Origin of the sequence: Methylorubrum salsuginis (genome assembly GCF_900114375.1) — a bacterium.
Taxonomy (GTDB): Bacteria; Pseudomonadota; Alphaproteobacteria; order Rhizobiales; family Beijerinckiaceae; genus Methylobacterium; species Methylobacterium salsuginis.
The window spans coordinates 1-15,809 of record NZ_FOSV01000025.1 but is presented as its reverse complement, the minus strand read 5'-3'; the positions used below and the strand labels follow the sequence as shown (position 1 = coordinate 15,809).

The window sequence follows — 15,809 nt, the reverse complement described above, 5'->3', positions numbered from 1 at the left end:
TCTTCCCGTTGAGGATCAGCTCTGCATATTGGTTGTGAATGCTGAATAGAAACGTCGGCCGCTCGCAAACCTCCGAGGGAAATAACGACTCCTGTCTCGGCGGCATTTTCACGTGTTGAGGGAGGGAGTGAGCGAACCGTTGAACACGTGCTCAACTACCCCTGGCCGGTAAAGGGAATCTATGCGGGTCGTCTCGACAAAGCCTAGTCTCCGCGTCAATGGCTCGAACTCCGCATAGCGCTCGGCCGGTACGGTGAAGAGCGGGCGAGCCTCGCCAAGCCACTCGATCGATTCCTCGAGGAGTCGGCGTCCAAGACTACGTCCGCGCTCGGACTCCGCCACCCAGGCCGTGCAGATCTTCGACTCGCCGCCTTCCCGCTTGAGAATCGCGACCGCAGACGGCGCGTCGAGGCTGCCCTCCCAGAATAAGTGCCGAGTGCCGCGTGAGAGGCCAGACACGACCTTGTTCCAGTACCAGGATGTGAAGCCTGGGTAGGTGCCCTCGAGGCGCGACAGGGTCGGCCACAACTGCTCCGCATCTCTGACGAGGGAGCCGGCGGCGGTATCGATTAGGCCTGCGTGCAGGGACGAGGCATTGGTTGTCAACGGCATCGGCATCCCTAGAATCATAGTGGACCCTCACCGCGGCTGAAAGGGCTGCGGCTCCCGCATTTGCCTTCTTTTCCACGCCCGGCTGATCCCAGCCACCGCCATCGGCGCTAGGGCGAAGACAGTGAGCAACAATCCGGCATACAGGTTCGCATAACCAGGGCTCGGCTGATCGAAACCGGCAGCGCGGAAGCTGCGAGCGAGCCCTGATAGGACGACATTGAGAATCGCTGAGCCTATCCCGCCTATAGCGAGAATCGCGATGAAGTAGGTCCAGATCCGTGGCTTGCCAGTGCGGAAACTCGCATACGCGATGAAATCGTCGATAGATTTTTCTCCTCCGGCAAGTTCGCGCCACTGATAGATAGTCATCCCGTCTGCCGAGCGATTATGCGTTCGCGGCGCCGGCTTCCCAACACTGAGATAGCTCGACCATATTTCGTCCTCGAGACGACGGACCTTTCGGAAATTTTGGTGCTGACTACTTAGCTGATAATCTCGACTGCGTATCAAGAAATAGTGGACTGACTCAAGAAAGAATTGACCGTCGGCCGTACGTTGCAATACATCCGGCGGGAAACTTCTGCGCTCGTTCAGTCGAAATTCGGTAGTCTCTAGAATGTCCTGCGTGAGTGCGAGCCCAACACTGGCTGCCCGATCCTCCGTTGAAAATAAGTTCTGAGCCGGACCCTCTAAAAATATTCGGATCCTGACATAGTGCTCTTTATGTAATTTGTCTGCCTCTACAATATCTGTGCATAGACAATTATTTAGAGCTATGATAGTACCGTTGGATTTGCCCGGAACGTTGACCGGGTCGATCGATATGTCCTGAGCTACATTGATTTTGTAGATTGCTCGAAGTTTCTCCGGTTTTGCGGCGACCACAAAATATCTATCTTTGTCGCGAACTAATGCAGAAACTTCATTGAAAACGGCGTTCAAAGTCTCGACGTCCTTCAGCGCCCCGCTAAGGTCAAATACATCTTTCGCATTGATGTGCGTTGGGAGATAGAGATAGATACGATCGATCTTCTCAACGTCGGTCAGGAGCAGCCCAACGTCGAGAAAATTGAATTTTTTGTCCAAGTCGCGCCAAAGGTTGATATGGAGCCTTAAGCGTGGCTGCGTTGTTGCTGGCCGACACTCGGCGGTTCCCGGCAATGAAACCGTGGCTCCGCAGATCACTGACGACCCACCCCCATCCGGTAACGTTGGCTCAGCCATATCGGGCGCTGACGGAGGTGCAGCGCCCCCCGGCTGCGGTACCGCATCATTGCTTTCGTACCAGAGTGCAAGAGTGCCGTTCATCAGCGGACCATATGAGAGGCTCAACTTTAGCGCGACGACAGAGGTGCCCAATCTAAAGTTACCCTCTGTTTTTTTGACGTGCAGACTCCGTTATCGGCCCGGCCGGTCCCGCTTACGGACGATCCGGATGCCTTGGCGCAGGGTGATCTCGTTGTGCGGGTACGCTCCCTCGACCGCGTTGAATGCCGCCACTGCCCATCGATCGGATAGATCGCGGCGAGACGCATCTCGACCCGTCCCGCTCTCGACCTACACCATAATGGTAAAGGGCCTGCCCGGCGGTACAGGCGGCTCCAAGCTTGCCGGCTTGGGCAGATTGATCCTGGCGGTGCAGCCAGCTTCGTACTTCCGAGAGGCTGCGGTGTCGACGCGACAGTCGCTGGCGATCTCGGCGTTATCGCTGGCCAACCAAGCCAACCAGGGCATCCTCCAGTTCCTGCGCTGAGCGCGGCGGACCCGGTGCATCGCAGACGGTTCGCCGGGTTCCCGGCCGGCAGCGCGGCGAGCGACGGGGCAATGGACCGGCGAACGGTGCCGACCCGTCGTACCCGGAAGCGGCTTCGGACGGTCGCCGGCTGGCGCGACGCCGCTACGGTGCCAGGCGGTACAGACCGAGCGCGTCCTTGACGGTGTCGAGCGTCGCCTGTGTGACGCCGCGGGCGTGGCGGGTGCCGTCCCGCAGGATGTCGTGGACATCGTCCGGGCGATGCGCCCGGGCAGTGCGGCGCGCACGGATCGGCGCGAGCAGATCGAGCAGCACGGTCTCCGGGCGCCGCTTCACCACCGTGTCGCCGAGACCGCCGCGACGATAGTGTGCCTTCATCTCGGCAACCGTGTCGCGATCGGGGTCGAACGCGTCGAGATAGGTGAACACCACGTTGCCCTCCACCCGGCCGGGATCGCTGACGCGCAGGTGGTCGGGATCGGCGCCCGCCGGCACAAGGGTGGCCCGGAACGCGGCGATGTCGGCGGCCTGGGCCACGAGGTAGCACAGGAAGCCGGCGGGGATGTCGCGCCCGAAGCCGCGCGCCTGGATCTCCTCCTTGATCGTTGGATTGCGCTCGAGTCGCGCCACGGTGACGAGGTTGAGGAAGAGCTGCGTCAGCTCGCAGAGGGCCGGCATGGCCGACTGCACGCAGATCGTGGTGAGGTTCGGATCGATCCCGACGGCGTGATCGTCCAGGGCGAGGTCGATGACGTGTCTCGTGATGCGCCCGGGATCGTCGGCGTTGTCGGTGAGCGCCTGCGCGTCGGCGATCAGCACGAACGCGTCGTGACCGTGCTGGAGGGTGACGTGGTTGCATAGGCTGCCGCAGAAGTGACCGAGATGGAGCGGTCCGGACGGGCGATCGCCCGTCAGGACGACGGGACGCGGGTCGGCGGGGATGTCAAACACAGGCGGTTCTCCGGATGGAAGCCGCCGCGTCGGGAAAGCTGTCGGGATTGAGAACAGGCCTGCCGGACAACGGCGGCAGGGTTCGTCCTCGTGAGATGACGTGTCGTGCCACTCCTCAGAGGGAGCACCACCAGACAGCGCAGGGTGTTGCGGCGATACACATCATGGCCGAGCTGTCGCACGTCCGTCGTCGTGATGCCAGAGCCGTTGTTTTATCGGCATCGGCGGCGCCGCTGGCACCGACAGCAGATCTGCCCGCGGCAGGTCGTGCCGTGGGCAGAGTGACGGTCAGGCGGGCGCTCAGAGCAGTTTGCCGGGCTCAGGCCGCGCCTGGGCCTGAGGATCGTCTGGCGACGGTGTCGTCGTACCCATTCCACGCCAGGTGATGTTCGGCTCATGCGGACGATCGACCTTCGCGCTTGGGGGTGCGGTCCGCGTCAGCATGTCGATGGACCGTCTCTGTGCCTCCGCGACCGACCGGCCGTCGGTCGCGGGCGAGGCCGTGCTCTGCGGCTTCGCCAGAGCCAGACTGGCATCCGTCGGAAGGTTTGTCGCGCCGGAGACCGGACCAGGCGATGTGCCGCCCACGGGCACGGTCCGCGGTAAGGTCGACGACGGGGCTGCCGTGACGGGGACATGACCGTCTGCACCCGAGCCGACCGCCGCCGTCGCGGGCGCGGACGTGCTCCGTGATGGCAGGTTCGTCTGCACGCTCACACCACGGCTCGACGGACCGACCGTCGGTGCATCCGGCGTCTGGGCTGCTGTCGCACCCCGGGGCGTGGGCGGCGTCGCGCTTGTCTTGACTTCGCTCTTCTTCTTGGCCGCGCGCGTCTGGCAGCGGCTGAGGTAGCGCTGCAGCTGCTGCCCGCTCAGCGCGCGTCCGCCGAAGCGCAGGCGCTTGGCGATTTCGTCGAGCGAATGCCCCGCCTTGAGCAGCGCCCGGATCTCGGGCGCGAGTTCGGCCACCGCTTTGGCCGTGGTCATTCGCTCCGGTGGCGGCAGCGGTGTCTCCTGCTTCATCGCGGCCAGGGCCGAGCGGTTTGCGTCCATCTCGCTGGGCAGGATCGGCATCGGCCTGGTTCGGACTTTGGTCATCGCATGTCTCACGGGTTGGCGTGGGATCGGGTCGGGCGGCGGTTCCGAACCCGACACGCACATGGTCACGCTTGAGCAAAGACTTGCCAAGTGGATGACTGCAAACAATGCCCATAGATATGCTTGCAATGTGCGTTTTCGCGCTCGATTCGCGAGGTAAAGTCAGTACAGCCGTTTGACACGCCACGTGTCATCGGCTGTGTTGTCTGGGTGCTCAAGCGATCTGTTGCAGGTCGTGCGGATGAGCGGTCCCGGAGTGAAGCCTCCCACATGTCGTCCCGTCGAATCTCAGCCGCTCCCGGACCCGTTGCGCATGGGGTGCGAGGAAGCGTCGCCAACCTGTTCCGGCGCGCGGTGACCAGTTCCGCGCGCCTTGCCAGCGCTCAGGCGTTCGCGAGCGGGTGCTCCCGGAAGGACGATCCCGAGGAGAACGAAGCGGGCAGGATGCTCTTTGCTATCCGCGCCGGCCAAGCCGGGCGCGGACCGCAACGAGACGCCGCCGTTCGGCGCTGACGCTTCTCACACCCGCTCACCTGTCGGGGCGAGCCCCCGAACCCCCGACCCAGAAGCCCCCCGGAAAGGACCGCCGCGATGTCCGGCCGACGCGGAACCGAGACGCGCATCCTGACCAGACAGGTCGGGATCCGGCTCACCCCCGAAGAGTACGAGCGCCTGCTCGGCGAGGCCGAGGCCGCGGGTCTCACGCTCGCCGCGCTCACCCGGCGCAGACTGCTCGGGCTCCATATCACCGCGCAGGTCGATGCAGGGCTGATCCGCGAGTTGCGCCGCCTCGGCGGGTTGGCCAAGCTTGGCATCCGAACGCCCGGCATGGCCGAGAGCGGCTGTCGCGCGCTGCAGGACATCCGCTCCGCCATCGCGCATCTGGCCGCGCCGTCGTGATCGGCAAGCGCATGCCCAGGCGCCGCGACGGCGCGCCGGTCGCCCGGCAAGTGGCGCAGTTGGCTGCGTACATCGACGGCGGCGCAGGCGGGGCGGAGCGCGGCGATATCCTGGCCCAGGGCCAGCTCCATCTCATCGCCGACACACGCACGGGACAGGTCGCTGAGATGATCGCCACCGCGATGGGCGCCCCCCGCGCCCGGGGCGCGATCGAGCACATCGTGCTGTCCTGGCGGGCCGGTGAGCAGCCGACGGTCCTCCAAATCGAACAGGCACTCGCGATCCTACTCGAGGAGACCGGCCTGCGCGGTCACCAAGTGATTTGGACCCTGCATCTCGGCGGATCCGGCAACCAACACCTGCACGCGCTGATCTCGCGCGTCGCACCGGATGCGGACAGGCCGACGCGGGTCGCTTTCTTCCACAACGCGATCGGGCGCGCCGTCGCTCGGATTGAGCACGCACAGGGCTGGCAACGGGAGCCCGGCGCTCACAACGAGGTCCTCGAGGAACGAACAGGAGAGCAGCATGTCATCCGGTACCGGACACACGGCGGGCGGGGCACCGACGATGCCCTGGGTCGAGCGAGCGGCGCGGGAGGCGCTCGGCGCGCATTGCGAGGCCGCGGCGGCGCATCAGGACACGGGCGAGATCCTGAAGATGCTGCGGGAACGCGACGAGGAAGCGGACCCGCTCGCGGCGATCTCGGAGGGGCAACTGCTGACGATCGAGCGGCAGGCGAAGGTGCTCGATCTACTCCGCACGGTGCTCGCGGTCGTTGGCGAGATCCGGACCAGACAGGACGGGCATGGCCTGGAGATGCAGGCCCTGCGTCTGGAGATGCAGACGCTGGAGACACAGGTGCAGAGGCTGCAGACGCGGTGCGACGAAACTTACGACAGGCTGGTGCGGGCAACGACAAGGCCCGCGCAGTCCGCCGACTCGCCGAAGCCCGCCTGAGCCACGCCGCGCGTGTTCGGGCCGCCGCGGCCCGGCAGCTCGATCCCGGTGCCGATCCGGACGTGGTCAGGGCCGAGCGGGTCATCGAACGGCTGCGCGCGGTCTCGGCACCGACGCCGGAAGCGGCCCGCGCCCGCCTCGTCGCGGCGGTCAGCGCCCGGCAAGCCCACCGCGCGGCAGCGTCCGCGCCGCTGCTCGCGCGCAGCGTGGAGCCGAGCGATGCCCTGCCGGCGGGAGCGGCGAGAGCCGAAGTGTACCGTGGCGAGGAGAGCGCCGCGCGGCGGGTGATCGAGATCGCCGGTCCGATCGTGAAGCGGTCCCGCTCGTGGGCCGACCTGCATAGGAACCTCGCCGAACACGGCATCGCCTACGCTGCAAAGGGTTCGGGCGCGGTGTTCATCGTCGACGGGATCGTGCTGAAGGCCTCGACCTGCCGCGCGGCCAGTCGAGCGAAGTTGGAGGCGCGTCTCCGCCCGTTCCAGCCGGGCCCGGCAGGTGACGGTCCGCCACTGCCGCAGGGCCATCACCGGGCACCGGCAGTTCCGTCGCCGCGGGCCGCGCCCGGCATCGATCCGGCGCTGTTCGCCGTCGCCCGGCAGGCGCAGACTGCGGCAGGTGCGGCGCGTGAGGCGTACGATGCGACCTACCCGGAACTGAACATCGCGCCTCTGCTGAAGGCCGCTGTCGTCGGCCCGGCCCCGCGCGCCGCCCCGAGCGCCCGCACGCTGGCGCGGCGGATCGGCAAGCCGCTGCCGCGCCTCGCTCCGGTGCGACAGCCGGAAGCAAGCGGCTCGAACCTGTCCGGCCTGCTCGCGCTCTATGACGCGGGGATGCAGGCCGAGCGCTACCGGGTCGTGGCCGAGCGCACCCGCTCACCGGCGTCCTCCGATCAGGACGGACGGCATCGACCGGTTCCCAACCGGCTGGTGCAACTGACGCCGCGACCGATGGTCGGGATCGCTGCCGGCTGGTCGGCGCTGGAGCAGGCGGCTGGGAGTGACAGTGCCATTTATCTGACGCCAATCTCGGACGAGCGGCATCACGTCGTGCTCTCAGGGCTGCAAATCGAGGATGTCGGCCGATTGCAGGCGGCGGGCTTCGCCCCAACCCTGGTGCTGGACCGGCGGGACGGGCGCCACGAGGTCGTGCTCACCGCACCGAACCGGAACCGGCCCTTCGAACAGGCTGCGCTGGCCGAGGCGCGCGAGCATCTCCGGCTCAGCCTCGGCCTTGGCCGCACACGCTTCGGCCTGCGCATCGACGCGGCCGAGCGCCCAGGCACCGCTCTGCCCGGTGCCGAGCGTCACGCCCCCCGGATCTACGCGCAGATCGTGACCGCGACGGGGATGACATGCGAGCGGCTGGGCCGTCTCATCTCACACTTCGTCGCTGTGTTTGCCCGGCGTTTCGGGCTCGGTCCGGGCTCGCGCCTCGGCCGCGGCGCCGACCCGGACGATGGCACGCCGCACGCCGACGCGGCGCTGTACTGGGCTCACCGCGCCGACCTGCTCGCGCGCTGGCAGGGTCGTTGGCCCGATCCCTCGCGGGTCGACGCGCTCATCGCTCGCCGCCTGCGCAGCACTGGGCACAGCGAGGCCGCGGTCGCTGCCCTCGTTACCGCCTGTGCGCCGGGTGTTCCGCGCATCGGCCGTCGGGCCTGGACCGGCTATGGCCGGCGCGCGGCGGCCCATGCCTTCCGCGACGAGGCCGACAGCTGCTGGGCGTTCGACCGAGCGACACCGGCGATGTGGGCCGAGCTGGAACAGGCTGTGAAGGCACGCGCGCGGCCGGACAAGCCAAAGCCTACACCCTCGCCTGTGCCGCCGTTCGCCGGACCGGTGCCTCTCCCGCCGAGCGAAGCCAGGTTGGGTGCGACACGCAGGAAAGCGAGCAACGGGCGTGGTGATCCGGAGGGCCCGGGGGAGCGGTGAGATCGGCGCTCAGGGAGATTGTGGACGCGCTGCCCCCGAAGGCTGGGCCAGCTCGAGGCGGAACGCAACAGCCTGCGTCGCTCGGCGCCGCGATGCCTTGGACACAGGCCCCTCACAGCACGCGCGCGCCTGCGTTGGATATCACGGAAGACGGAGAAAGACCTGCGCACCCAGGCCGTTGCTGGGTGCTGAGAGAATAGGGATCGAGAGGGGAAAGGGCGAAGGCACCTTCGCTGAAAATCCCGGAAAGGACGGGTGAGGCAGGGCGGCGCTGAGACAGCGTCCGCTTCGCATCGGCGAGGCGTCTTCGACCTCCTCTCTGATTACGGACCCTTGAAATGACACATCACGATCTGCCCGCCGATGCGGACGCGACCGCCTGCGCGCTCGAGCCCGATGGCTTGTGGGTACGCGCCACGGCGAGCCGGCCCCGCCGTCACCACGACGGCTGGTTGTTCGACCTTCAGGCGCTCGACCCAACGCGCAGCGGTCGGCTCACCGCTTTCATGTCCGCTGACTTCACGGACCAGATCGAGCAGGCCTCGGGCATCATGCTGCACGAGGAAGATCTCGTCGGCGATCATACGGTTCTGCTAACGCTTACCGTCGATCCGCTGCTCGGCTTGACCGGGCGGATCATCGGCCTGGATCGCGGCCTGATGCTGAGGGCTTGGGCCGAGCGCGACGCGCGGGTGCGGGAGGCGCTCGACGCCAACGGCCTGTGGGACAGGCAGCACGAGCTGCCGATGCCGCGCCGGCTCCGCCGGGCATTCCTGATCGAGCCGGACGATGGCGCGCCGCACGCGATCGCGGACGGTCTCGCTCGCTGGCACGAACTCGGAATGATCGCGCTGATCCGGCATCCTCTCGCGTTCGAGGAGCCGGGTTCGGTGGCAGCGCTTCACCGCGCTCTCGATGCCGCCCTCGATCAATATGAGTGGGGCACGCTCGACGCAGTGATCGTCGAACCGGGCACGGGCTTCGCCTTCCGGTCCCTGTCGGACCCGGGCCTGGCGCAGCGGCTGTGCGAGTTCCCGGTCCCCATCCTGACGCGGCGGACGCGGCCGGTGACGCTGCTCGACGGGCTCGCCTTCCGCAGCTTCGACACCGCACCCGAACTCGCCGCGCTGCTGATCGAGATCCTGCATCGGGAGCTGCGTGAGGCCGACCGGCCCCGCCTCGAGGCGATCGCCCGCGAGCTCGAACCGGCACCGGCGGCCGAAGATCGGCCAGTCAACGGGGCAGCGCTCTTCGACTGACGCGCTCCCGTCCACAGTCCCGGCGACCGCATGACGGCCGCCGGGCCGCTCGCCCCGCCATTCACACGACGACACACGAACGGACACGATGCGACATCACCGATTCCCCGCCTGGAGGGACACGCCGCCACACCAGCCTCATTCCGGCGGCGACGCGCCACCGCGCGCCCGTCACGACCGCGGCAGCGCGCTCGAACCCGACTCACTCTCCGCCGACGTGCACGAACTGCGCGACGTGATCGGCTGGCTGCGCCAGCGGCTGCGCGGCGAACACAGCGTGCGGGCCTGCGTCCTCACGGTCGAGGCCGCCGGTCCCGACAGCTATCTCCTCTTGCTGGGCGAAGCGCAGGCGAGCCTGAGCTACGATCCACCGCGCCTGAAGGTCCGTCTCGATGCCCCCGAGCTCGTCTTAATCCGAGCGGAGCATGGCGTTGACTTCGATCCGGCCGACCTCGTCAACCGTACCATCGCGGTTCAGTTACGCACCGGCCTGCGTCAGCGGTTCGGCCGCGGAGCCGGCGTCCAAGCCAAGCTCATGGCCCTGCTCTCGCTCGGGCAGATCCCGCTCGAAGCAGACATTGAGCGCGAGTGCACGCTGCAGCGGCTGAGGCTCGAGGGGGGCCGCTTCGGGCCGGACAACTGGGTCGAGCCGGAGGATCTCTATCATGTTGCGCTCGTCGTCTCAGAGCATGGCGAGGCGCGGCGCGACGTCGAGCACGTGCTGCAGTCGCTCGAAGCGGCAGGTCTCCTCCGCCTCCACCGGGTGTGGGCCAACTTCGAGGGAGCCGGGGCCGAGCGCACGTTGGTCGAAGCGTTTACCCGCGTCAGGAGCCTGCATGCCGAGTATGGACTGTCGGCGACCTTGGTCTGCCGCGGCGGTGGGCCGATCGAAGCATTCCGTCCGCTCAACAGCTACGCGATCGCGCATGCCGCGACAGCAGATCGGGTGCCGAACCTGATCGTCGGCCTCGGCCATGCCGGCACGCCGCGCACCGCCCTCGATGCAGTGGCGGCGCGCTCCGAGCCGACTCCGACGGCGGCGGCGATGCTGGTGCGCCACCTCGTCGAGCGCACCGGGCTCCGGGCCGAGCGCGCGCTCGCCGCTTTTGAGGCTGCGATCGAGGAGGATCTCGGGGCGGCCAGCCGCATCGCCCTGGCACGAGCCACGACCGCCTTCGACATGGCGCTGCAAGATCTCGTCACCGCGGCCGAAGCACGACTGCGACAGCTCGATCGGGCCGTCGAGCAGAGCCTACTGCTGGGATTGAGCGCGGCAGTCGGCGGGATCACGCGGAAAGAACCGGATGCTGATCCCGTCGAGGTGGATCCTCTCGGTGACACCGAGGACGACGCAGCCCTGAGCGCAGCCCTGGTGCTGGTGATCGCGACCGATACGGGCTGCATCGTCACCAGCGCCCAGGATCTCTCAGCGGGCCTGCCGCTGCTGCTGCAGTTCCCGGACGGCGCCGTACCGGTCCGGGTCGAACCTTTCTCTTTCACCGCCCACTGACATCGAACGAGGACGCCGATACCATGACCCACTCCCCCGACACCCCGAGCTTCCTGGCAGCGGTCAAGCGCATCGAGGCGCTGACCCAGGAGATCCGCCGCGATGGGCTGGCCGCCTTCGAGAAGGCGGAAGCCGCCTATGCCGAGGTGCAGGATCTACGCGCCGTACTCAACGCGCGGATCTCCGAGCTGCGCCGCCGCAGCGCGTAACAGATAGCACAGCCACCGCCGATGAGCGTTCATCGGCAGTGGTTGGGTGCGATTACACCGCGAGGTCAGTTGGCGAAGCCCCTACCGCATAGGTATGAGCACGGTCCAAAATCCCAGAAGCGCGGAACCGCTTGAGACGAATCATCAAATCGGCATGGACCAAATCTTGATCCGAAGCGGAAAATCGCGAGGCTAGTTGTTGATTGCTGCGCCTTCTTGCCAATCGTGGCCCGCCCTCAGAGCTTGGCAAAGAAGTAGGCGGGCGTTCGGCACAGCTCAGGCGATGGGCTCCTCGTGACCCATTGGCGACGTTCGAAAGGTCCGCTCGCGGGCGCGAACCTTTAGCGGCCTGGGGCCGCAAGACCTGCTAGGCTCGCAAAGGCGGAGCTAGTTCAGGGGATCCGAAGCAGCGCATCTACGACTTCAAGGGCGCCGACCCCCGTCGGTTTGATGATTTCCTCGCTGCGTTCCAGCCGGAGCCGTTCGATTTTGGCGGCGAGAACAACCGTAGCGCGGGGACAGACATCATCCGGTTCGCCGACGCCATTCTGGATGGCGCTTTCCGGCCTGAGCCCTATTCCGGCGTTACCATTAACCGTTACCGTAGACAGAGCCTGCGGCCGTTGAAGCAGGCTATGCTGCAGGCTGTGAACCGTTATCGCCGTTCGCCGGAGTGGTCCGTCGCGATCCTTGTCCCCACCAACGCCCTTGCGATCACCGCCTTCGACTACATGCTTGGCTCTGACCACGGACTGCCCGCCTACCCGGCCGAGATCCTGGTCGCCGCTGAGGGGCCAATTTTGGCATCGGCTTTGATCGCGCTCCTACTCGAGCCGCACAACGACCCCCATCAGCTGGCCGCCTTGGTGCTCGAAGCTCTAGGTCGCGGACTCATAAAGCTCGCAGCCAGACACGCAGGGCTGCGAGTTTGACGCTGGCGAGGAAGTTGTCGGGGTCCTTGTCGTAGCGTGTAGCGACGGCTCGGAAGTGCTTGATCTTGCTGAAGAAGCGCTCGACCAGATTGCGGTACTTGTACAGGAAGGGGCTGAACGCCAGCACCTGCTTGCGGTTGGGCATCGGCTTCACATTCGCCCACGCGCCCTGCTCCGCCATCCGAGTGCGGAGCGCGTCGCTGTCGTAGGCTCGGTCACCCAGCAGGATCTGACCTGCACCCAGCCCGCCCAGCATGTCGACCGCTGAGCGTCCGTCATGCGCTTGGCCCTCGGTGATCTTGAGGGCCACGGGACGGCCCTCGGCATCCACCAGCGCGTGGATCTTGCTCGTCAGGCCGCCGCGCGAACGACCCATGCCACCGGATCGGCCGTCTTTTTTTGGGCGCAGGCGGCGTGCTGGTGCACCCGCACGCTGGTGGCGTCGATCATCTGCAGGTCGCCCTCGTAAGCCTTTGACACGGCGTCCAGAAGTCGATCCCAGATGCCACGCTTGCGCCAGCGCCGAAAACGGTTGCCGCAGGTCGTATGCGGGCCGTAGCGCGTCGGGATGTCGGCCCAGGGTGCACCCGTGCGCAGCCGCCAGAAGATGCCGTTGAGCACCCGCCGGTCATCCACGCGCTCCTTGCCGCGCACATCCGTCGGCAACAGCGGCTCGATCACCGCCCACTCCGCATCCGTCAGGTCAAAACGCGCCATCCAGGTCCCTCCTGCTCAGAGGGCTAACGCCGCCGCACCTCAGCCGTGCCGGCCATTATGGGTTCGCGACCTAGCCTCCTTTGAGGTGGGCCGCACCGAGGCCGCTGGATCGACAGCACTGACTAAGGCGGGACGCCTGAGACGGGCGGCCGGCCAAGTCCGGCAGCGCGGCGATGCAGGCTATGGAGCCCGAGGCATTCCGATGGACGTCCGCGATCTCGTCGGCAATGTTCGGCAAATCGTGCTCACAGGCGATCCGATGTCGGACTGGCGCCTGGTCCGCGCTGCCCTTGCGGACAGCCCGCGTGAAGAGCTGCAGCATGTCGCTCGTGAGGCGCGTCATCTGCGTCTGCTTCAGCGCGGTGCCCAGATCGAGAGACAACTCGCCGAGGCCTGGCGCGCAAACGGTGCATATCGCGACGCCCGTGAACACCTGGCGGCCGCAGTTGTTGAGGATCAGTTCGCCGCCACGACCCGCCCGCATCACGGGGTGACGGTGAGGACGATCCACAAGTCCAAGGGAAAGGAGTTCGACGAGTCATCGTCTTCGAGGGTGTCTACCAGCGCTACCTGTCAGCGAGAGGCGGCGACCGCGAGCGCTTCGCCCGTTCCAATCTCCATGTGGCGGCCACGCGCGCGAAGCGCAGCGTTGTTCTAATGACGCCACTCCAGGACCCTTGTTCGTTACTTCCCTAATCCAAGCTCTGCCAGCCCGACAGGCGAGTTCCGGCCGAGCCAATGTGACGAACAATCGGCAAGCGTGGGCACGGGTGGACGAGCATTGGTCGGGTAAGAAGATCGCTGCCATAGTAGGCTCCACCCCCGGCGGCCGCGCGCAGGTAGACGTCAGAGCCAAGGCCTGATCATGGACGCCAGTGCGTCGAGATCGCCTTCGTTGTGCCCTGGAGCGACATTGGGGTGGGAGCCGATCCCGTAGGCTTCAAGGAATTTCCGCGTCTCGGGCGTGATCCAAGCCGTCGTCAGGAGCGCCGCGCGCGGATAGCCGAAGCGTTCGACATAGGTGTCGGAAGCCTTGGCGCGGAATTCGATCTTCACGCTCTTGACGACCGCGCCGGGGTGGAGGTCGACGACGGTGCCTAGCAAGGCGCGCGCGATCGCCTTGTCCAGCGTAGTCGCATCGTCATAAGCCTTCAATTCCAGGCCGAGGGCACACGGGCCCTTGTAGGGTCCCCCCTTTGCAGACTTCCTTAGGCCCGAGGTGTACCGCTTCGAGATCGCCGACACGTCGAACTCGTGCGTCTCGTCGCTGAGGCCGACGTGCTCGACGCTGTTGTGAAGTTCGAGCGGCTCTCTCGCCTGGGGCGACCCGAGCTCGAAGTGGCAGGGTAGTTTGCCGGGGGGCTCGCTCGCCGACTTGATGTGCCCGGGCCCGCCGCGCACCCGGAAGGTGGTGGTCGACTTGCCCGCGCTATTGCGGGCCTTGACCTTGTGGCTGATCGCGAGCCGTGCGGCAATTTCGAACATGACCCAGGTCTCGTAGGTCTTACCCTTCGTTGAGGCGAGGCTCGGCGCGGCGACCGCCAGGTCGGCCGCGGCCTTGCTGATCCTAGCTTCCATCGCCGCCTTCTCGGCCGCAGTTTTCGCTAGGGTGGCGGCACTGGGCTTGGCCATTAGAGCTCATGCTCCAGCCGCTGGCGCGTCTCGCGGACGGCGTCGGCCCAAACCTCCAGGAAGGTCTTGATTGCCGTAGCGCGCGCAGAATTGAGGAGCTCATCGATCGGGCCCGGGCTGGAAACCGCTTCGGCCGTCGCCTCGCCGGTGCCGGCCGGAAGGACACCGATTGAGCGAATCTTGAGCCGTTCGGCTAGACCCTGAAGGCGATCGGTAAGCGCGAGCTCGCGGGTCAGCGCGTTCTGGACGACGGCGTCGATTGCCTTGATCTGCCGCTCAGCGCGCATCCGGCGACGCTGGCGCTGCGCAGCCCGCCTGCCTGCGCGAAGGTCGAAGCCCTCGTCGCGGAATCCTTCGTTCTCCTCAAGCCGCACCGTGGCCGCGCGGCCATAGTCCGCCATCGGGCTGTTCAGCAGCCCAGTCAGGAGCGGTTCAACAATAGGGTCGATCTCGGCCAAGCGCGGTCAATCTCGGGTTGCCGGGATGACCCTTGTAGCGTTCGGGTGTCGTACAGCCTAGATGTTCGGTGGACCGCAGGTGTCGGCCACACTATCCATTCAGCATCACCGTGGGCTTGCCCCGAGGAAGGCCATGACCCCGTGATCACCCAACGCGAACCGCCGACCTGGGAGGCCTTGGAAGAGGCGGTGCGCCAGATCCTCGCTGAGTGTGGGATGGACGCCGTGCGCCAGGCCGCTATCGCCCTGCCCCGGGGCGGCGAGGCCGCAATTGACGTGCTGGCGACGGAGACGGTCAACGGGATCAAGACGGTCACGCTCTGCGAGTGCAAGAATTGGAAAAGCAATGTCCCACAGGACGTGGTCTTCAGCTTCCGGACTGTGATGGCCGAGGCGGGCGCGCATCGCGGTTACATCATCTCGAAAGTGGGCTTCCAGCCGGGCGCGCTCCTCGCCGCCCACAACACCAACATCGAACTCCTCACCTTCGCGCAGTTTCAGCAGCGGCATTTCGAGAAGTGGGTCGGCGCCCGGACGTGGTCACTCGCGCGCGCTGTCGACAGCATTGAGACCTATTACGAGCCGTTCGGCATCCCGGGCATGAACCTGATCGAGGATGAGGCGGAGCGCGAGGCGTACTATCGCGTCTGGCGAAAGTACCTCTTCATCGGCGCGATCCTGCCGGCCTTTTCGCCGTACCTGCGCCAACTTGGCCAGGCAACGCCACTACCAGGGCTGCCGATTGATCTCCGGGGCGTGGTCCGAGACGAGTTCAAGGTCGAGGTGCCCGCGGACTGACCTGACCGGCATTTTGGACCGAGCCGATTGAGAGGCTACTGCATGGTGGCGGCCATGGGTAGCCGGAAGGCTCGATCCGGGACGGTGAC

General features: G+C 66.4%; 17 protein-coding genes and 2 pseudogenes. 11 read left to right on the top strand and 8 right to left on the bottom strand.

Going from position 1 to position 15,809, the window contains the following annotated elements:
• Window positions 1-108: 108 nt before the first annotated feature.
• Window positions 109-618: a GNAT family N-acetyltransferase gene (locus BM140_RS21270; RefSeq protein ID WP_131803919.1), complete on the bottom strand. Its 510-nt coding sequence runs from the start codon at window positions 616-618 to the stop codon at window positions 109-111.
• Window positions 619-639: 21 nt separating this feature from the next.
• Entirely contained in the window at window positions 640-1,773 is a 1,134-nt protein-coding gene (locus BM140_RS25560) for a hypothetical protein (protein WP_131803917.1), read from the bottom strand.
• Window positions 1,774-2,179: 406 nt separating this feature from the next.
• Between BM140_RS25560 and BM140_RS25220 the strand changes: the two genes are divergently transcribed.
• Window positions 2,180-2,365, top strand: a complete 186-nt coding sequence (locus BM140_RS25220; RefSeq protein WP_114436012.1) for a hypothetical protein — start codon at window positions 2,180-2,182, stop codon at window positions 2,363-2,365.
• Window positions 2,366-2,509: 144 nt separating this feature from the next.
• Here the strand turns inward: BM140_RS25220 and BM140_RS21265 are convergent, their stop codons facing one another.
• Together BM140_RS21265 and BM140_RS21260 are read right to left on the bottom strand one after the other, a co-directional pair.
• Entirely contained in the window at window positions 2,510-3,316 is an 807-nt protein-coding gene (locus BM140_RS21265; protein ID WP_091950875.1) for a hypothetical protein, read from the bottom strand.
• 300 nt (window positions 3,317-3,616) lie between these two features.
• Complete coding sequence (locus BM140_RS21260) at window positions 3,617-4,390, bottom strand: hypothetical protein (protein ID WP_091950873.1); 774 nt, start codon at window positions 4,388-4,390, stop codon at window positions 3,617-3,619.
• 615 nt (window positions 4,391-5,005) lie between these two features.
• Here BM140_RS21260 and BM140_RS21255 point away from each other — a divergent pair.
• The 7 genes and pseudogenes from BM140_RS21255 (at window position 5,006) to BM140_RS21235 (ending at window position 11,183) form a co-directional block, all read left to right on the top strand.
• Window positions 5,006-5,314, top strand: a complete 309-nt coding sequence (locus BM140_RS21255) for a plasmid mobilization protein (RefSeq protein WP_091950871.1) — start codon at window positions 5,006-5,008, stop codon at window positions 5,312-5,314.
• A gap of 11 nt (window positions 5,315-5,325) precedes the next feature.
• Window positions 5,326-5,775: pseudogene (locus BM140_RS26700) on the top strand (relaxase/mobilization nuclease domain-containing protein); the annotation flags it as partial.
• A 67-nt stretch (window positions 5,776-5,842) separates the two neighbouring features.
• Window positions 5,843-6,274 (top strand): hypothetical protein, encoded by a 432-nt coding sequence (locus BM140_RS26410; RefSeq protein WP_244535562.1) that lies wholly within the window; start codon window positions 5,843-5,845, stop codon window positions 6,272-6,274.
• A 62-nt stretch (window positions 6,275-6,336) separates the two neighbouring features.
• The gene (locus BM140_RS26405) at window positions 6,337-8,205 is read left to right on the top strand and encodes a hypothetical protein (protein WP_244535561.1); all 1,869 of its coding nucleotides are present in this window, start codon (window positions 6,337-6,339) and stop codon (window positions 8,203-8,205) included.
• A gap of 338 nt (window positions 8,206-8,543) precedes the next feature.
• Window positions 8,544-9,464 carry a hypothetical protein gene (locus BM140_RS21245; protein ID WP_091950867.1) on the top strand — a complete coding sequence of 307 codons (921 nt, stop codon included), beginning with the start codon at window positions 8,544-8,546 and terminating at the stop codon, window positions 9,462-9,464.
• 217 nt (window positions 9,465-9,681) lie between these two features.
• The gene (locus BM140_RS21240; RefSeq protein WP_244535560.1) at window positions 9,682-10,974 is read left to right on the top strand and encodes an exodeoxyribonuclease VII large subunit; all 1,293 of its coding nucleotides are present in this window, start codon (window positions 9,682-9,684) and stop codon (window positions 10,972-10,974) included.
• 23 nt (window positions 10,975-10,997) lie between these two features.
• Window positions 10,998-11,183: a hypothetical protein gene (locus BM140_RS21235; RefSeq protein WP_091950865.1), complete on the top strand. Its 186-nt coding sequence runs from the start codon at window positions 10,998-11,000 to the stop codon at window positions 11,181-11,183.
• A gap of 392 nt (window positions 11,184-11,575) precedes the next feature.
• On the opposite strand, the gene BM140_RS26000 is transcribed toward BM140_RS21235, so the two are convergent.
• The gene (locus tag BM140_RS26000; protein WP_165616515.1) at window positions 11,576-11,932 is read right to left on the bottom strand and encodes a hypothetical protein; all 357 of its coding nucleotides are present in this window, start codon (window positions 11,930-11,932) and stop codon (window positions 11,576-11,578) included.
• Between BM140_RS26000 and BM140_RS25555 the strand changes: the two genes are divergently transcribed.
• Complete coding sequence (locus BM140_RS25555; RefSeq protein ID WP_131803914.1) at window positions 11,819-12,115, top strand: hypothetical protein; 297 nt, start codon at window positions 11,819-11,821, stop codon at window positions 12,113-12,115. The genes BM140_RS26000 and BM140_RS25555 overlap by 114 nt on opposite strands.
• On the opposite strand, the pseudogene BM140_RS21230 reads toward BM140_RS25555, so the two are convergent.
• A pseudogene (locus BM140_RS21230) lies at window positions 12,075-12,832 on the bottom strand (IS5 family transposase). The gene BM140_RS25555 and the pseudogene BM140_RS21230 overlap by 41 nt on opposite strands.
• Before the next feature lie 202 nt (window positions 12,833-13,034).
• On the opposite strand from BM140_RS21230, the gene BM140_RS25550 reads away from it, so the two are divergent.
• Window positions 13,035-13,490 carry a hypothetical protein gene (locus BM140_RS25550; RefSeq protein ID WP_131803912.1) on the top strand — a complete coding sequence of 152 codons (456 nt, stop codon included), beginning with the start codon at window positions 13,035-13,037 and terminating at the stop codon, window positions 13,488-13,490.
• Between the two features lie 188 nt (window positions 13,491-13,678).
• Here BM140_RS25550 and BM140_RS21220 read toward each other — a convergent pair whose 3' ends face one another.
• On the bottom strand, window positions 13,679-14,464 hold the full coding sequence (locus BM140_RS21220; RefSeq protein ID WP_131803910.1) for a hypothetical protein: 786 nt from the start codon (window positions 14,462-14,464) through the stop codon (window positions 13,679-13,681).
• A complete protein-coding gene (locus BM140_RS25995) occupies window positions 14,464-14,922 on the bottom strand; it encodes a hypothetical protein (protein ID WP_165616518.1) in 459 nt (152 codons plus the stop codon). Before BM140_RS25995 ends, BM140_RS21220 begins: the two co-directional genes overlap by 1 nt.
• A 141-nt stretch (window positions 14,923-15,063) precedes the next feature.
• On the opposite strand from BM140_RS25995, the gene BM140_RS25990 reads away from it, so the two are divergent.
• The gene (locus BM140_RS25990; RefSeq protein WP_165616517.1) at window positions 15,064-15,720 is read left to right on the top strand and encodes a restriction endonuclease; all 657 of its coding nucleotides are present in this window, start codon (window positions 15,064-15,066) and stop codon (window positions 15,718-15,720) included.
• Window positions 15,721-15,809 lie beyond the last annotated feature (89 nt).